Source organism: Spirosoma fluminis (assembly GCF_054778895.1).
Genome location: NZ_BAAGZD010000004.1, coordinates 575,502 through 591,601, shown reverse-complemented (window position 1 = coordinate 591,601; position 16,100 = coordinate 575,502). Strand labels below are relative to the sequence as shown.

Here is a 16,100-nt window from a genome sequence, read left to right as displayed (position 1 = left end):
TGCGTTAGTCGCTTTTTTTCATTTTCTTTGAAGCGTTTGTGTTAAACATAGACAACCCTGTTGAGCCGATCCAAAGGTGCCCCCACACCGGATCGGCTTTTTTCACGAGTAAGCCACGGGTAGGCTGCGTAAGTATTCCATCGTATACGACGGATGAAGCGCAACCACCTCGCCGATGACCAGTACAGCGGGTGCCCCCACACCCTGCTCGGCCATCAGACGCGGCATTTCCCAGACCTGACCCACCACGCACCGTTCGTTGGTGCGCGTCCCGTTCTGTACAACCGCCATCGGCAAATGCCCCCGGCCGTACTGGCTGTACATCGCACATATTCCCTCTAGTTTATTCAGACCCATCAGCACTACCACCGTCGCTTTCGACTGCACCGCCAGGCGCATATCGTCCGATAGTTCGCCGTGCTGCGTGGTGCCGGTAATTACCCAAAAGCTTTCGCTGACGCCCCGGCACGTAACCGGAATCCCCTGCGAGGCTGGTACCGAAATGCAGCTCGATACCCCCGATATGACCTCGCAGTCGATGCCGTGCTGCGTGGCATAGAGATATTCTTCGTAGCCCCGGCCGAATACATACGAGTCACCGCCTTTGAGCCGCACTACGTGGCCAAACCGACGGGCTAGCCGGACAATACTCCGGTTGATCTCGTCCTGCGAGACCGACGGTTGCCCCGCCCGCTTGCCGACGTAATTCTTCACAGCCTGTTCCGGCGCAAAGTCAAGCAAGGTGGCATTGGCCAGATCATCATAAAGAATTACGTCGGCTTGCTGGAGCGCTCTGACCCCTTTCAGGGTGATCAGTTCACCGTCGCCCGGACCCGCCCCCACGAGTGTCAGCTTTGGCTTCATAGTACTTTTATACTAAGGATGATTATTAATAATGTACTATTGACTTAAATCAGTTTTACTGCTGATTTGTGGTTCAAAAGTATAGCACATATTCTAAAAAACAAGCCTTTTCAATAATTTATGCTTTAAAAATTAACTAACAACAAATTAAATACTAGGATTTAACCAAATAACAGTTTAAGTTTGAACCGTAATAGTATCTAATAGATGGGGGCATTTTCTTAGATTATTACAATTAAAAAACAGGGTTTTTATACTAACATAGTCACAAGTAACTATGCTGACAAACACAAACAAGCGGGTCGTTGTCATTGGCAACGGCATGGTCGGTTATAAGTTCTGCGAAAAACTTATGGCCTTTCAAAACGGTGAGCAGCGGTTTGCGCTGACCGTTTTCGGCGAAGAGCCCCGCGTGGCTTACGACCGGGTTCACCTGAGTGAGTATTTTGCGGGAAAAACGGCCGACGATCTGGCCCTGGCCACCAGCGACTGGTACGCCGATCAGGGCATTCAGCTGCACCTCTCCGACCCGGTGGTTGCCATTGATCGAGACCGCAAAGAGGTCTGCTCGCACCACGGTCTTCTGGTACCTTATGACTACCTGGTGCTGGCGACGGGCTCCGGGGCTTTTGTACCCACGATTCCCGGCGTTGAAAAAGAAGGGGTTTTCGTCTATCGGACCATCGAAGACCTGGAATACATTGCATCGTACGCCCGCAAAATCCGACGTAATACGGGAGGCCGTGGAGCCGTGCTGGGCGGAGGGCTGCTCGGACTAGAAGCCGCCAAAGCGTTGCTGGATCTGGGCCTGCAGGAGGCTCACGTGGTTGAGTTTGCAACTCGGCTCATGCCCCGCCAGATCGACGATGCAGGCTCACACATTCTGCAACATAAACTCGAATCGCTGGGACTAAACATTCACCTCGCCAAAAACACCCAGGCCATCCTTGGCGACGACACGATTGAAGGCATGCAGTTTGCCGATGGGTCCGTGCTGGACGTCGACATGCTCATTATTTCGGCTGGTATTCGTCCGCGCGACGAACTGGCCAAACGCGCCGGACTGGACACGCACCCGCGCGGGGGTATTGTGGTAAACGAGTTTCTGCAAACCTCCGATCCGGCAATCTTCGCCATTGGCGAGTGCGCCCTGGCGCATCAGATGATCTACGGGCTCGTGGCCCCTGGCTACGAGATGGCCGGGGTGGTTGCGGCTCGACTGCTTGGTCAGGAAAAGGAGTTTAAGCCCTTCGACATGTCGACGAAGCTGAAGCTGATCGGTGTAGACGTAGCCAGCTTCGGCAATCCCTTTGCTGAGGGTCCCGACTGCCGCACCATCTGCTACGAAAACAAAGCAAAAGGCGTTTACAAACGAATCAACGTAACGGCCGACGGCAGTCAGCTGCTGGGCGGGGTGTTGGTGGGCGAGGCCGAGCAGTATAATATGCTCCTGCAAACCTGTAAGAACAACACCATCCTGCCGCCTGATCCCGAAGACCTCATCCTCGGTTTGCGGGGCGCTGAAACCGGGGGAGCTTCATCCGGTGGGGGCGTGATGGGCCTGCCTGACGACGCGCTGATCTGCTCCTGCGAAGCCATAACGAAAGCCGCCCTATGCACCGAAATTACCGATAATGGCCATACCACCCTCGATGGAATAAAAAAAGCCACCAAAGCCTGTACCGGCTGCGGAGGCTGCACCCCCCTGGTTAAAGACCTGCTCCAGGGTGTACTCCAACAACAGGGCCAATACGTCCGCAACGTGATTTGTGAACACTTCGACTATTCCCGCCAGGAACTGCTCGACCTCGTCAAGATCAACGGTCTGAAAACCTACGGGGGCGTATTGAATCAGTTTGGAAAAGGCGACGGCTGCGAGGTCTGTAAACCCGCCGTTGCTTCTGTGCTGGCCAGCCTCTGGAACGAAAATATTCTTGAAAAAGACCGGGCCACCATTCAGGACTCCAACGACCGGTTTCTGGCGAATATCCAGAAGGGGGGTACGTACTCGGTGGTGCCCCGCATTCCCGCTGGTGAGATAACGCCCGAAAAGCTGATCGTGATTGGTCAGGTCGCCAAAAAATACGATCTCTACACGAAAATCACCGGCGGACAGCGAATCGACTTGTTCGGTGCGCACCTGAGCGACCTGCCCAGCATCTGGGAAGAACTGATTGCCGCCGGTTTCGAGAGTGGGCATGCCTACGGCAAAGCGTTACGTACCGTTAAAAGCTGCGTGGGCTCGACCTGGTGCCGGTTTGGCGTTCAGGATTCCGTTACGTTCGCCGTGGAGGTCGAAGAGCGGTATAAAGGCATCCGGACTCCGCACAAACTTAAATCGGGCGTATCGGGCTGCATCCGGGAGTGCGCCGAAGCCCAAAGCAAAGATTTCGGGATTATTGCCACCGAAAAAGGCTGGAATCTCTACGTATGCGGCAATGGGGGCTCCAAACCGCAGCACGCTCAACTGCTGGCATCGGACGTGGACAAAGCGACCTGCCTGCGGTTGATTGACCGCTTCCTGATGTTCTACATCAAAACGGCCGATCCACTCGCCCGCACCGCTACCTGGCTCAACAAAATGGAAGGCGGCATGACCTACCTGAAAGCGGTGCTCGTCGATGATGTGCTGGGCATTGCCGCAGAACTGGAGCGCGAAATGCAGGGACTGATCGACAACTACGCCTGCGAATGGAAAGAAGTGGTCGAAAACCCACAATTACGCCAGGGATTCGCTCATTTTATCAATGCGCCCCAGCATAAAGATCCGTCGGTACAGTTCGAGCCCCTGCGCAGCCAGAAACGCGCGAAAGAGTGGCGTTAGTCCAGTCCTGTCTTTAATCCCATACAACCTATATTCCCATGGAATCTATTCTCATTGATACCGAAGAAATCACGTGGTACCCGGCCTGCCGCGTATCGGATGTGCCCCTCGACGGGGGAGCCTGCGCGCTCATTGAGGGGCGGCAAATTGCCATCTTTCACTACACCCGCCGGAACAAATGGTACGCTACCGACAACGAATGCCCACATCGGCAGCAGATGGCGCTGGCCAGGGGCATGATCGGCAGCCAGGGCGATGAACCGAAAGTAGCCTGCCCGTTTCACAAAAAAACGTTTTCGCTGGAAACCGGAAGCTGCTTAACCGACAGCGAGTACCGGATCAATACGTATCCCATACTGGTAAAAAACGAGTTCGTTTATATTGGATTGACGGAATAGATAGTGGTCATTACGTAGGTATTTGCTACGCTGTCATTCGTGGCCATTCAGTCCACTCTACTGATGACAGCGTAGCAAATACCTACGTAATGCCAATGATTGACCAACTAAACCCGAATATGCAGCAACTCGATCAGCAGGTAGCCCGCCGACTAACGCGCTTTTACGTCATTGCCCTGACCGTAATTGCGCTGCTGACCGTCAGCGGGCTTCTGTTCATCAAACACACCCTCAATAACCTGAACGACGATAGCCGCGTGCTTAACGTAGCGGGTCGCCAGCGGATGCTGAGTCAGCGCCTGACCAAGCTTATCCTTTTGCGCAGTACGGGCCTACCCTCGGCCGATCAGGTTTCTTTCGACTCGTTGCTGAATGCGTGGAATACCAATCATCGGCAATTGCAGCACGGGGCGCTGGTGATGGAACAAACGTACGTTGTACGGAAAAGCGAACAGCTCGACGCGATGTTTCGGCAGATTCAGCCGGTTTACCAGGCCATCTACGCGAGTTTTGTCCGCTTGAACGACGCCCGTAGTACGCCCGCCCAGCAGCAAAGCGCCCTGCGGGTTATTCTGGAGCAGGAGCCCGCCTACCTGCAGCAAATGAACGACATCGTCTTTCGATTCGATGCCGAAAGCTTCGCCCGTGTCAGGCACCTCGAGCAGATTGAGTGGCTATTGGGCTCCGCTACGTTGCTGACCTTACTGATCGAAGGCTTCCTGATTTTCCGACCGGTAGTTCGGCGGACCCAGCAGGTCATTCGGAAGCTGGCCGAATCCGAAGAAGCCCTGCAACTGGCCAACAGTCGGCTGGAAGGCGCGAATCTTGACCTGGAGGCCGCGAATCGTAAATTACTGCAGACGCAGGAAGAACTGCTGCGCACAACGGCCGAGAAATACCAGCTGCAGCGGGCGGAAGACATGGTCCGCTCGGCAGCATTGATCGAAGGTCAGGAAGACGAACGTCGGCGGTTCGCCCGCGAACTCCACGATGGCATCGGGCAGATGCTGACGGGCCTCAAGCTCATGGCCGAGAAGCTCAAAAAAAGCCCCTTGCCCGATGAGAAACAACGAAAGCGGTTCGAAGAGCTGTGCGGCTTAATCCAGAACATTATCCAGACCACCCGCCAGATTTCGCATAACATCATGCCCTCGGTCTTGGGCGATTTCGGCCTGGATGCTACGCTGCAGCTCCTGGCCGAACAAACGGCCGATTCAGCAACGAGCCGGATTATCTTTGAAGGCTCCGGTTCCGAAAAACGGCTCAGTCCACTCGTCGAAATCGGTTTATACCGCATCGCCCAGGAAGCGCTCAACAATGCCCTTAAATACGCGGATGCGCAAACCATTCGGATCAGGCTCGAACGTACGAAAGCAAAACTAACCCTAACGGTGGAAGACGATGGCAAAGGCTTTACGATTTCGAATCCCGGCCAGGCGCAGCGGCTGTCGGTAAGTCACGGGCTTGAAAACATGCGCACCCGCGCCCGCCTGTTGCAGGGCGACTTTACGATAAGCTCGAAACTCCGCAAGGGCACCAAAGTAATGGTCAGACTGACCGTATCTGATTTTTCCGCCAACTAATTATGACCATACGACTGCTGATTGCCGACGACCACTCCGTAGTAAGAAAAGGAATCCGAACCTTACTCGAAGACGAAAACGATATTCAGATCGTGGGGGAAGCGACGGATGGGGACGAAGCCATCGAACTCATTGCGAGCAGTAAACCCGACGTTATGCTGCTCGACATTACCATGCCGCGCATGTCGGGCCTCGAAGTGGCTAAAGTAGTATCGCAGCAGTACAGCAAAGTACGCACCCTGATTTTCAGCATGCACAACAACCCCGACTATATTCTGAGTGCCGTTCGGAGCGGTGCCGCCGGGTACCTGCTGAAAGATACGCGCGAAGAAGAGATTTTGCAGGCGGTACGTATGGTCGCTACGGGCGAACTGTACTACCCGCCGGGGGCGTCGTCAATCATCATCAAGCACTTTATTTCGCCCAGCAACACCCTCACCGGCGATGAGCAGACCTCGGTCAGTTCAGGATCGATCTGGCACAAAATCACCACGCGGGAGGCTCAGATCCTCACCTGCCTGACCGAAGGCATGAGCAACCGCGAGATCGCCGAACGCTTCGATGTCAGCCCCAACACCGTCGCCAATCAACGAGCGAGTATCATCCGGAAAGCCGGGGTTAAAAATACCGTTGAACTGGTGCGGCTGGCCCTCCGCGAAAAAAAAGACTGAACAATTTTTTTTCTGTTCGTCGCAACGAATATCGGTGGCCAACGCACTACCTGTCGGCCTGTTACGCTGACGCCCGTGCCAACTTTTTCATATTATTTTTTACCGTATTATAATTGATTAGACGGTATAGTCAACGGTTATATTCACGATCAATAAGTAACATTGAAAGGTCAAAAGTTACTCCTTCGCAATCATAGGTACATGGGTTTCGAATTTGTTTGATTGGTACTGTTTTTGCTAACATAATATTCTGTAAAACAGTATGTTATGGAAGCACCCAGGAACCCCGGCGAGCAGTTACCTCCACTGATTATAAATGCGTGGCCTGTATCTTTAATGGATTGTGCCATGAATCCACTGCCCTCAGATATAGAGCAATTAGTCCGCATAGCCCATCAGACCGGCCATGAGTATGCTGATGCCTATGCCGTCTGGCGAATTTATCAGGGTCACCCGGACGCTTACCTGATTGTCGATACAGTCCTTTGGATCGCTAAGAATCAGGATGTTGCCGTCATGTCGGCAGTTAGGCTATATCGGGACATTGAAAACCAGCTGGGCTAACCGGTTTACCACTCCCAGACCAGGTCTCTCCCGCCCTGTCTGATCTACGCTTTGCTTGACACTACGCTTTGAAGTTTACTACGGCAACGGCTTGACGTCCTGTTTTCTTCGCTGCCCATAACACTACAGAACCGTATGGGTTATTAATGCAGGCAATCTGAACAACATGGAAACAATCTACGAATGGCTCCTTCACAATACGGAAGATGAAGGAAATTATTTCACGATTCTGAACACGAAACGGCATACACAGGCAAGTGAATCGGAGTACCTGGACGTAATGGCCCGATCTAAAGACTTCACTGTTGTAAACCTGCTTATTTTCCCGCAGCAAGCCGCCGACTCCGCCATCGACCCGACCTGGCTACAGGGCCGGACAGTAGCCGATCAGTACGGGTTCGCTGCTGAGCAGGACGTAATTACGTTTCTCCGCAACGGGCAGACGCCCAACTCCGCAGGTGACACGTCCGGTATCGGCATTGCTGTATTACAGCCCGTCGGCGACACAGGCACTCTAACCTTTCCGCCTGAGCAGTAAGATGCTTCGGCATGCTCAGCTGGCCTGAACCGTAGTAAATAAACTTCCTGAGCTGACCGCACCAACCCTGATACGTTCATAGAATAAGTAAAACCGCGCTATTCAGCAAATAAGGGCGGTTTTACTATAGCGCACTGTACTTTTGCTGACCTCAATAGCGCATCGTATGGAATACAACTTGATAATGGTAGATGATGATGAAGATGACTTCCTCTTGCTGGCTACCCGAATTAAAGAATGTACACAAACGGTTAACCTAACGCACATTAACGACGCAGAGGGACTCTTCCAGCAGATGCAATCGGGGCCTTCACCGGACCTCATCATGATTGACGCCCGCATGCCGGTCGTAAACGGCGAAGAATTAGTGCAGCGGATTCGCGATTCGGTAGCCTGGCGTTATATACCGATCATTGTCTGGACCGGCTCCATATCTGACGATGAGACTATCCGGTTGTATGAGGCTGGGGCTAACTCCGTTATTTTCAAACAAGACACCCTGGAGCAGGTCCGCACTTTGTGCCAATACTGGTTCGGCCTAGTGCGTCTGCCTACCGTTGGGCAACGCACCTGATGCTGCCTGACGAGCAGGACAGCACCTGACCATACGCAGCGGCTGTCGTTATGCTGCCCCGTTGAAGGCTGCAGCTACGTAGTGTACGTACGATACGGAATTTATAAACACAACGTAACGCCTTTGCTGGCTAGCAAAGGCGTTACGTCAGTTGTCCAATACGATCGTAAAACCGGTTGGTCCTGCTGCTACGTACTGATTTCGGCAAAACTCGGCCGGTAACTTGGTAAGCCGGTATCAGGTCGTTCTGAAGAAACCCGTCAGCAACTCACTTGAGCGAGTACGCTTTTACGGTATTATGGAAAAAAGTAGGCACAAACAACAGTTTGGTGGATGGATCATAGCCGATATCAGCCGAATTGATTTTCTGTGAAGACGTATCCAGCTTCAATTCCGGCGTGCCGTCGGCACGAATATGCCAAATCTTTCCGCCCCATTCCGTTACCAGGTATTGCTTATCGCCCAGGGCCACAATGCCATCAATACCACCCATGCCCTTGGCGATCGTGCTCAGTTGCTTCGTTGCGGGGTTGAGGCTTAGCAGCGACCCATCTCCGTTGCCAATCAGCAATTGGTTGTTTTCGAACAGCAGCCCATTGGTGCCTTTGAGTGGGGCGCCTTCTAGCACAAGATCCATCTTACCATTGGTCAGGGCCCAGATTTTACTGTCGTTCGAGTCGGTGACGTAGATCACGCCTTTCTGGCTGTCAACGGCAATATCATTGAGGAATTTAGCGCCCTGCACAGGATAGCGATTCAGGATTTTGCCGGTAGCCAGGTCTATTTCGGCGACCTGCGTCATTTCGGTAACATAGAGTTTGTTCCCGAACAGCCCCATCCCCTTTGTAGAATTCAGGTTGTCGGTAAACTTCAGCTTGGTCACCTTGCCGTTCAGGTCCAGTTTAGCAATGTAGCTGCCTTTGTTCTCCAGCGTTGGGTTGCCATTGATGCAGGCGACGTACAAAACTTTATTCCGGGAATCGACCAATACGCATTCAGGCGTGCGCAGGGTCGTATCGGTTTCCCATACGGGCTGCAACGTGACAGACTGTGCCCGGACCCCGAAAGACAGACCTGCCAATACACTTCCTACTAAAAGTACAACAGATGTTCTCATGATTTTTTTATTTAAGCGCAACTAGAAAACAAGACACTGGTGCCTATCCTAAGGCGTGGGCAAGATAATCAATTGCGCTTGAATCAGCCCCTGTTTGCGCGTTTATGGCTTGTTAGCGCATTTGGTATCAGAGGGCCGATCCCTGAATAACGGGCGTGTGAGTGAGGTTATCAGCTGCCAAACTGCCGGTCTTCTTCATTGTCAACTTGTCCCCTGTAGTATTCTTCCATTCAAAAAATGTCCGCAGATTCTCAGCATCAGAAGCAAACGATGCCAGTCTGTTCAGTACCTGCTCATCGTATGCCTTGGTTGCCGATGAATAGGTTTAGCTATTTGCCCAGACCTTAACCAAATCCACGCAATTGTCGGCCTGTTGCCCAACAGGAATACGCGCCTGTCGGGGAAGATGGGCTACTACTTTGTCTGACACAATTCTTCATGCACACTACGTACTACTCCAGCCATTACTTAACGCTTCGGCTTGCTCCAACACGAGCTTTATCGCTTCGTCTGACTTTTCGGGCGGGTATTTGTACTTCTGCAACGTGCGCCGTACCAGAATCCGTAGTCTTGCCCTGACGCTCTCCCGTACCTGCCAGTCTACCGTTGTTGAGGCCCGAAGCTTAACGGTCAGTTCCCGCGCCAGGGCCTTCAACGTATCGTCGGTCAGTTCGCGGACGGCGCTTTCGTTGTTGGCCAGGGCATCGTAGAAAGCAACCTCATCCGGCGACAGGTTAAGCGCTTCTTCGCGGTCAATGGCCTGCCTGAAATCCTTCGCCATCTCGATCAGCAGTTCAATAACCTGCGCCGATTCAATAGCCCGGTTGTTGTAATTGCGGAGGGTCGCCTGCAGACGTTCGGAAAACTTACGCTCCTGTACGACGTTGTTTCGCGTCTTGGACCTGATTGTATCGTTCAGAAGTTTTTCTAAAAGTTCAACGGCCAGATTGCGGTAGGGCGTCTTCCGTATATCGCTCAGAAACTCGTCCGATAGCAGGCTGATGTTGGGCTTGTTGATACCCGCCAGGGCGAAAATATCATCAACCCCCTGCGGCACTACGGCATTGTCCAGAATCAGCTTTAAGGTTGAGTTCTTATCTGCCAGTGTGCGTTTACGGTCGACGTTGGTATACTTGCTGATAGCGGCTTTTACAGCTGAATAGAAAGCCAGCTCCAAACGCACGGCTTCTGCCTCATCTAGCGTACCACACAAGGCAAATGCTTTTGTAGCGGCAAGTACTACGTCCAGAAAACGCTTCTTGCCATCGGGCAGGGCCAGTATGTGGTTAGCCGCCGGAACCAGCAGTTTAAGCGCGTGCTGCTCATAACCGGTCAGATCAATCGTATGCCCATCAACGGGTGTGCTGAACATACCCCGAATGATGTCCATCTTTTCAACCAGTACACTATAAGCTTCTTCGGCGTGGTGCGTAGGCTCGCCTTTACCCTTCGATTCAGTATAGGTCTTTAACGCTTCTTTCAGCTCCGTAGCAATACCAATATAATCGACAACCAGCCCGCCCGGCTTGTTCCTGAACACCCGGTTCACGCGCGCAATGGCCTGCATCAGGTTATGCCCCTTCATGGGCTTGTCAATGTACATCGTGTGGCAACTGGGCGCGTCGAAACCCGTTAACCACATATCCCGCACAATCACGAGTTTGAACCGGTCTTTGGTGTCTTTGAACCGTTTCTCCAGGCGCTTCTTTGTTTGCTTACTGTACAGATGCGGTTGTAATAAGGCTTTATCGGAAGCCGAACCCGTCATCACTACCTTGATCGCGCCTTTTTCCGGGTCTGTATCATGCCATTCGGGGCGCAGGGCAACCAGCGCGTCGTAGAGTTGAACGCAGATGTCCCGGCTCATGCACACAATCATGCCCTTGCCTTCCATAACGGCCTGCCGGGCGTCGAAATGGGCGACAATATCTTCGGCTACCTGCTTAACGCGTGGACTGGCCCCAACCAGTTTTTCCAGCCGGCTCCACTCGCTTTTGGTTTTTTCGCGGTTCGCTGCGTCTTCTTCGTCTTCTACCACCTCGTCGACCTGCTCGCTGAGTTGCTCAATTTCGGCATAGTTGATGTCGATTTTAGCCAGCCGCGATTCGTAGTAGATCGGCACCGTAGCGCCATCGTCTACGGCATCCTGTATATCGTAGATCGATACGTAGTCGCCGAACACAGCGCGGGTGTCGCGGTCGGTGGCTTCAATGGGCGTACCGGTAAAGCCGATGAACGTAGCCCAGGGCAGGGCGTCGCGCAGGTGTTTGGCGTAGCCGTATTTGTACTCGCCGGTTTTGGTGTCCAGCTTGGCTTTGAATCCGTACTGGCTGCGGTGGGCTTCGTCCGATATGACCACGATGTTGTGCCGGTCGTTCAGTACCGGGTGCGTGTCTTCGTCGGCCAGCAGGGCGAACTTCTGAACGGTCGTGAAGATGATGCCGCCCGATTCGCGTTCGGCCAGCAGTCGACGTAGTTCATCGCGGTCATCGGCCTGCACCGGCGCTTGTTTCAACAACTCCTGAGCGGCAGAAAACGTCTGAAACAACTGCCCGTCGAGGTCGTTGCGGTCGGTCACGACCAGCAGGGTTGGGTTTTTCATTTCGGGCTGTTGCAGGAGCATCCCGGCATAACAGCACATGCTGATGCTCTTGCCCGATCCCTGCGTATGCCACACGACCCCGGCCTTTTTGCTACCCGCTTCAATGGCTTGCCCGTAGGTAGCGCGTCGTTCGGCCACACCGACAAAATTCAGTTCTTCGGCCGCTACGATGGTGGCCTGCACGGCTTCACGAACAGCGTGGAACTGGTGATAGCCCGCAATTTTCTTGATCAGCTGACCGTCGTTGTTCTCGAACAGGATAAAATAGCGTAAGTAGTCGAGTAAACGTTGCGGCTCAAAAAAGCCGCGTACCATCGTTTCCAGCTGCCAGTCGAGTAAAGGCTTGTCGTCTTCGTCGCTGACCGTCCGCCAGGGTAAAAACCGTTCCTGATCGGCGGTTAAGGAGCCGACGCGGGCCGTGAAGCCATCGCTGATGACCAGGGCTTCGTTGTAGGCGAACAGATCGGGTAGCTCGTCCTTATACGTCTGCAGCTGATTGTAAGCGTCCCAGATGTCGGTGGCTTCGTCTTTGGGACTTTTGAGTTCGAGCAGGGCAACCGGCAGGCCGTTTAGAAAACATACCACATCAGGTCGACGCAGTTGTTTGCGGCCTTGAATCGTAAACTGATTAACGACCAAGAACTGATTCTTCTCCGGTTTCTGAAAATCAACAAGTAGCGCGTGATCCTGCCGAACGTCATCATCTTGCCGATACTCGACCGGCACACCGTTGAGCAGCAGCCGATGAAACGCGCGGTTGTTCTGCTGCAGATCGAGGCTTTCCGGTTTCAGCAGAACGGCCATCGCCTGTTCAATCGCCGACGAGGGCAAATGCGGATTAAGTCGTTCAAGAGCCTCCTGCAAAGGCCGTTTCAGCACAACCTCCGTGTAATAAGCCCGTTTTGGCGTTTCACCATCGGGGGCAATATTGGGACCGTGAGCAACCGACCAGCCCGTTTCTTCAAACCAGCCAAGACAAAGCTGTTCTAGTTGATCTTCGTTAAGCATGTAGTACGGTGTGGAGGCTAAAAATTATGCTAAAGCTAAAACTTCGTTTTCGGCTTCACCAACGAGAATTTCACCAGATAAAAGTTTGGGCAGTAATGTATCACGAAGATTTGCAAGTGATTGGGATTCGATTTCGTTATTTTTTATCTTTTTATGGTATTCAGATACAATTGATTCAAAAAGGGACATTGACTTGTTATCTGGAAGTAACTGTGCCAAACAATGAACGTGATTCCTATTAAGCGAAGGAACAGCAGACCCAGCGTTAAAGATTTTGAAATCAATTTGTTTAAGTATGTAATAAGCAAAATGTGGACTAGCTTTCTTAAATTGCTTCACCCAAAGTGAAGTATTCAAAGGCCAATAATCCTCTAAGACAAGAAAAACTTTACCTAAAACTCCTGACCGTCCAGTTACTACCCCAGGTGCTTTAACCATGTATTTTGAATGAAATCCTGATGGGCCACTTGCAGCTATTATAGGATAAACTCCGTCTTCGCGCTCTTGACTTGGTAAATCAAAACCACGCTGTAGAACGAGTAAATCCTCTAACTTCCCAACTTCCCACCCCTTGGGCACATGTCCTAATTCTGATTCTTCAAGCTCATCAGGAAACAGACTGGCCGTAGCATGAAGTTGTGAATAAGCGTCGAGGTCGGCGGCTTTAAAAGCGTCTAACTCCTCGTCCGTCTTACCCGAAATCGTCCGCATAGCGGCACGGGTTGGGTCTTCGCCGGTTTCAATAGCGGCTATTTTTGCCTTTACGGGCTCAAAATCAACAAACCAACTCTTAAACAACGCCTGCGCCATCGCTTCCAGCGTCTGGTTTATCTGGCGGTTGAGTTCGATTTTATCGTCAAGCGTACTGAGGATATATGCTATACGGCGCTGTTCCTTCAACGGTGGAATTGTAAGCTCAAACTTTGGAATGTCAGCACATTTTAAGCTATTAAACACTGCACCAACATTTATAAACCTTTCAACCTGCCCCCACCATTCCGGTCCCCGAACTAGCCAGCGTAAGAACGGTTTATGTAGCTTCTGACCATCAGAACGAAGCAAAACCAAGTTTTGCCCAAGAGCGAACTTCATATTCGGCTCAACGAATGCTGATTCTCCTGGGTTACAACGGCGTGAAAGAACTACATCAAACGGTTGAGGATTTGCCTTTTTAGTCCAGTCAGCGAAGTGTTCTTCGCTAATAAGCCGAGTATCTGACAGGTTGATTCTTCCGTCTTTGACTTGTGGAATCGCTACATAAGGATACCCAGAACTAGCAGCAGGAGGAGTTCTATGATCGCAGTCTATAAGTGTAATGTTAATTTCTCTAAGCGAACAAACTTGCCACTCACCATTCATATCCCAGCCCTTTCAAATTAATCGTAATCTGTCCTTCCAGTACGGCACTTTGTCGGAACTGCTCGCCGAGCTTGGCAGTAAGTTCGGCCATTTTTGTAGCAAATGGAATACCATCGTCTTCTACTTCGGTGGCACCGACGTAGCGGCCGGGCGTTAAAACGTAATCATGCTTACGGATGTCGGCCAGCGTCGCGCTGTAGCAAAAGCCGGGCTGGTCGGCGTAGTCGGTGTCCTCTCGTGGGCCGCCTTTCTGCCAGTTGTGGAACGTATCGGCAACCTGGCGTGTGTCGGCCGTGGTGAAGTCGCGCAGGACGCGGTCTTTCATGTAGCCCAGCTTACGGGCGTCGATAAACAGCACTTCGCCTTCCCGGTTTCGCTTGCCGGTATGCGCTGTTGAACGCGACTCCGACTTGTTTTTGGTCAGGAACCAGATACAGGCGGGTATCTGCGTATTGGTAAACAACTGTCCCGGCAGGGCCACCATACACTCCACCAGATCAGCTTCAATCAGCGCCTTACGGATTTCGCCTTCGTTGTTCGTGTTGGAACTCATGGAGCCGTTCGCCAGCAGCAGCGCCATGCTGCCCGCCGGAGCGAGGTGATACAGCATGTGCTGTATCCAGCCGTAGTTGGCGTTGCCCTGTGGGGGCGTACCGTACTGCCAGCGCGGGTCGTTTTCCAGCTTCGCGCTCCACCATTCTTTGATGTTGAACGGCGGGTTTGCCATAACAAAATCCGCCCGTAAATCGGGGTGCTGGTCGTCCGTAAAACTATCGGCGTTACGCTTGCCAAAGTCAAACTCAATGCCCCGGATCGCCATGTTCATAGCCGCCAGTCGCCAGGTCGTCGGGTTGTATTCCTGTCCGTAGACGGATACATTCTTTGTGTCTCCGCCGTGTTCCTCGATAAACTTCTCGCTTTGCACAAAAAAACCGCCGGACCCCATAGCCGGGTCGTAGATACGGCCCTTGTACGGTTCCAGCATCTCCACAATCAGCGATACAATGGATTTGGGCGTAAAGTACTGTCCGCCTTTTTTGCCTTCGGCCAGCGCAAACTCACCCAGAAAATACTCGTACACATGCCCCAGAATATCTTTCGATTTCAGGTTGAGCCGTTCGCCTTTGTACACCGGGTTATGAAAACTCGTATCGGAGAACGAGTTGATCAGCCCGATCAGCGTATCATTACCCACCTGATACTGGCTGATCCGGTTCAGAATACCTTTCAGCCGTATATTTTCTTTCTCAATCGCTTCCAGCGCATTGTCGAGCAACCAGCTTACCGAGCGCATCTTTTCCGGATCGTCGGAACCCGGCTTATTCCAGGGCAGATCAGCGCCAACGGGCAGTACCGCGCAGTTCCGCAGCGTTTCCCAACGAGCCTCACGCGGCACCCAGAACACATTGCTTTCTATGTAGTAGTCGCGCAGTTCCAGTTCTTCCACAATAGCCGCTTCGTAGGCTTCGTCAGACTCGTAATCGTCGCGGGGCAGATAATAGTCATCGGCTTCGTTAAGGAAACGGCCGCGTAACTCCTGCTGGCGCTCGTCGGACGCATCAGAAACGTACTTCAGGAATATCAGACCCAGGACAATATGTTTATAGTTTGCGGCATCCATAGATGCCCGCAACTTATCGGCGGCATTCCACAGCTTCTTATCTAACTCATTCAGAAACTGTTGCTCGTGCATAATCATGTAATACCAGAAAAATTGAGGAAAATTTTACGAAAACAGGGCAACAAGATAGTTCATTCACGCTTTTCGCTGTTTACCCGAAAGCGAATAAAAACCTTCTTTTTACAAGATTTTGGGGTAAATACGTATAAAAAGTCTTTTAGTGTCTCTGCCTACCACTCGTCCGGCATTAAGAATTCGCCTTTTAGTGATATTTATACAAAACCCAGCAGAGAGGGCAAATTGCAGGCAAAAAAGGGGTGTATGGGGGCGCTGTTTGTGGAGCAGGGAGACAGGAACAAGAACGGATAATCAGCTTT

At 52.2% G+C, this 16,100-nt stretch carries 12 protein-coding genes; 7 read left to right on the top strand and 5 right to left on the bottom strand.

Features of this window, described 5'->3' with window-relative positions; all coding sequences use genetic code 11:
* Positions 1–102: 102 nt before the first annotated feature.
* Positions 103–864: a uroporphyrinogen-III C-methyltransferase gene (cobA, locus tag ACYVBJ_RS08040; protein WP_460981775.1), complete on the bottom strand. Its 762-nt coding sequence runs from the start codon at positions 862–864 to the stop codon at positions 103–105.
* Positions 865–1,141: 277 nt separating this feature from the next.
* On the opposite strand from cobA, the gene nirB reads away from it, so the two are divergent.
* From nirB to ACYVBJ_RS08005, 7 genes are all read left to right on the top strand, one after another.
* The gene (gene nirB / locus ACYVBJ_RS08035) at positions 1,142–3,688 is read left to right on the top strand and encodes a nitrite reductase large subunit NirB (protein WP_460981774.1); all 2,547 of its coding nucleotides are present in this window, start codon (positions 1,142–1,144) and stop codon (positions 3,686–3,688) included.
* A gap of 38 nt (positions 3,689–3,726) precedes the next feature.
* Complete coding sequence (gene nirD, locus ACYVBJ_RS08030; protein ID WP_460981773.1) at positions 3,727–4,086, top strand: nitrite reductase small subunit NirD; 360 nt, start codon at positions 3,727–3,729, stop codon at positions 4,084–4,086.
* Between the two features lie 95 nt (positions 4,087–4,181).
* Positions 4,182–5,669: an ATP-binding protein gene (locus ACYVBJ_RS08025; protein WP_460981772.1), complete on the top strand. Its 1,488-nt coding sequence runs from the start codon at positions 4,182–4,184 to the stop codon at positions 5,667–5,669.
* A 2-nt stretch (positions 5,670–5,671) separates the two neighbouring features.
* Positions 5,672–6,340 carry a response regulator gene (locus ACYVBJ_RS08020; protein WP_460981771.1) on the top strand — a complete coding sequence of 223 codons (669 nt, stop codon included), beginning with the start codon at positions 5,672–5,674 and terminating at the stop codon, positions 6,338–6,340.
* A gap of 348 nt (positions 6,341–6,688) precedes the next feature.
* The gene (locus ACYVBJ_RS08015; RefSeq protein ID WP_460981770.1) at positions 6,689–6,904 is read left to right on the top strand and encodes a hypothetical protein; all 216 of its coding nucleotides are present in this window, start codon (positions 6,689–6,691) and stop codon (positions 6,902–6,904) included.
* Between the two features lie 166 nt (positions 6,905–7,070).
* A complete protein-coding gene (locus ACYVBJ_RS08010; protein ID WP_460981769.1) occupies positions 7,071–7,442 on the top strand; it encodes a hypothetical protein in 372 nt (123 codons plus the stop codon).
* 166 nt (positions 7,443–7,608) lie between these two features.
* Positions 7,609–8,016, top strand: coding sequence for a response regulator (locus tag ACYVBJ_RS08005; protein WP_460981768.1), 408 nt, complete (start codon positions 7,609–7,611; stop codon positions 8,014–8,016).
* Between the two features lie 268 nt (positions 8,017–8,284).
* On the opposite strand, the gene ACYVBJ_RS08000 is transcribed toward ACYVBJ_RS08005, so the two are convergent.
* From ACYVBJ_RS08000 to ACYVBJ_RS07985, 4 genes are all read right to left on the bottom strand, one after another.
* Positions 8,285–9,133 (bottom strand): SMP-30/gluconolactonase/LRE family protein, encoded by an 849-nt coding sequence (locus ACYVBJ_RS08000; RefSeq protein WP_460981767.1) that lies wholly within the window; start codon positions 9,131–9,133, stop codon positions 8,285–8,287.
* Positions 9,134–9,578: 445 nt separating this feature from the next.
* Positions 9,579–12,743: a type I restriction endonuclease subunit R gene (locus ACYVBJ_RS07995; RefSeq protein WP_460981766.1), complete on the bottom strand. Its 3,165-nt coding sequence runs from the start codon at positions 12,741–12,743 to the stop codon at positions 9,579–9,581.
* 24 nt (positions 12,744–12,767) lie between these two features.
* A complete protein-coding gene (locus tag ACYVBJ_RS07990; RefSeq protein ID WP_460981765.1) occupies positions 12,768–14,102 on the bottom strand; it encodes a restriction endonuclease subunit S in 1,335 nt (444 codons plus the stop codon).
* Positions 14,092–15,795, bottom strand: a complete 1,704-nt coding sequence (locus tag ACYVBJ_RS07985; protein WP_460981764.1) for a class I SAM-dependent DNA methyltransferase — start codon at positions 15,793–15,795, stop codon at positions 14,092–14,094. Before ACYVBJ_RS07985 ends, ACYVBJ_RS07990 begins: the two co-directional genes overlap by 11 nt.
* Positions 15,796–16,100: the final 305 nt, after the last annotated feature.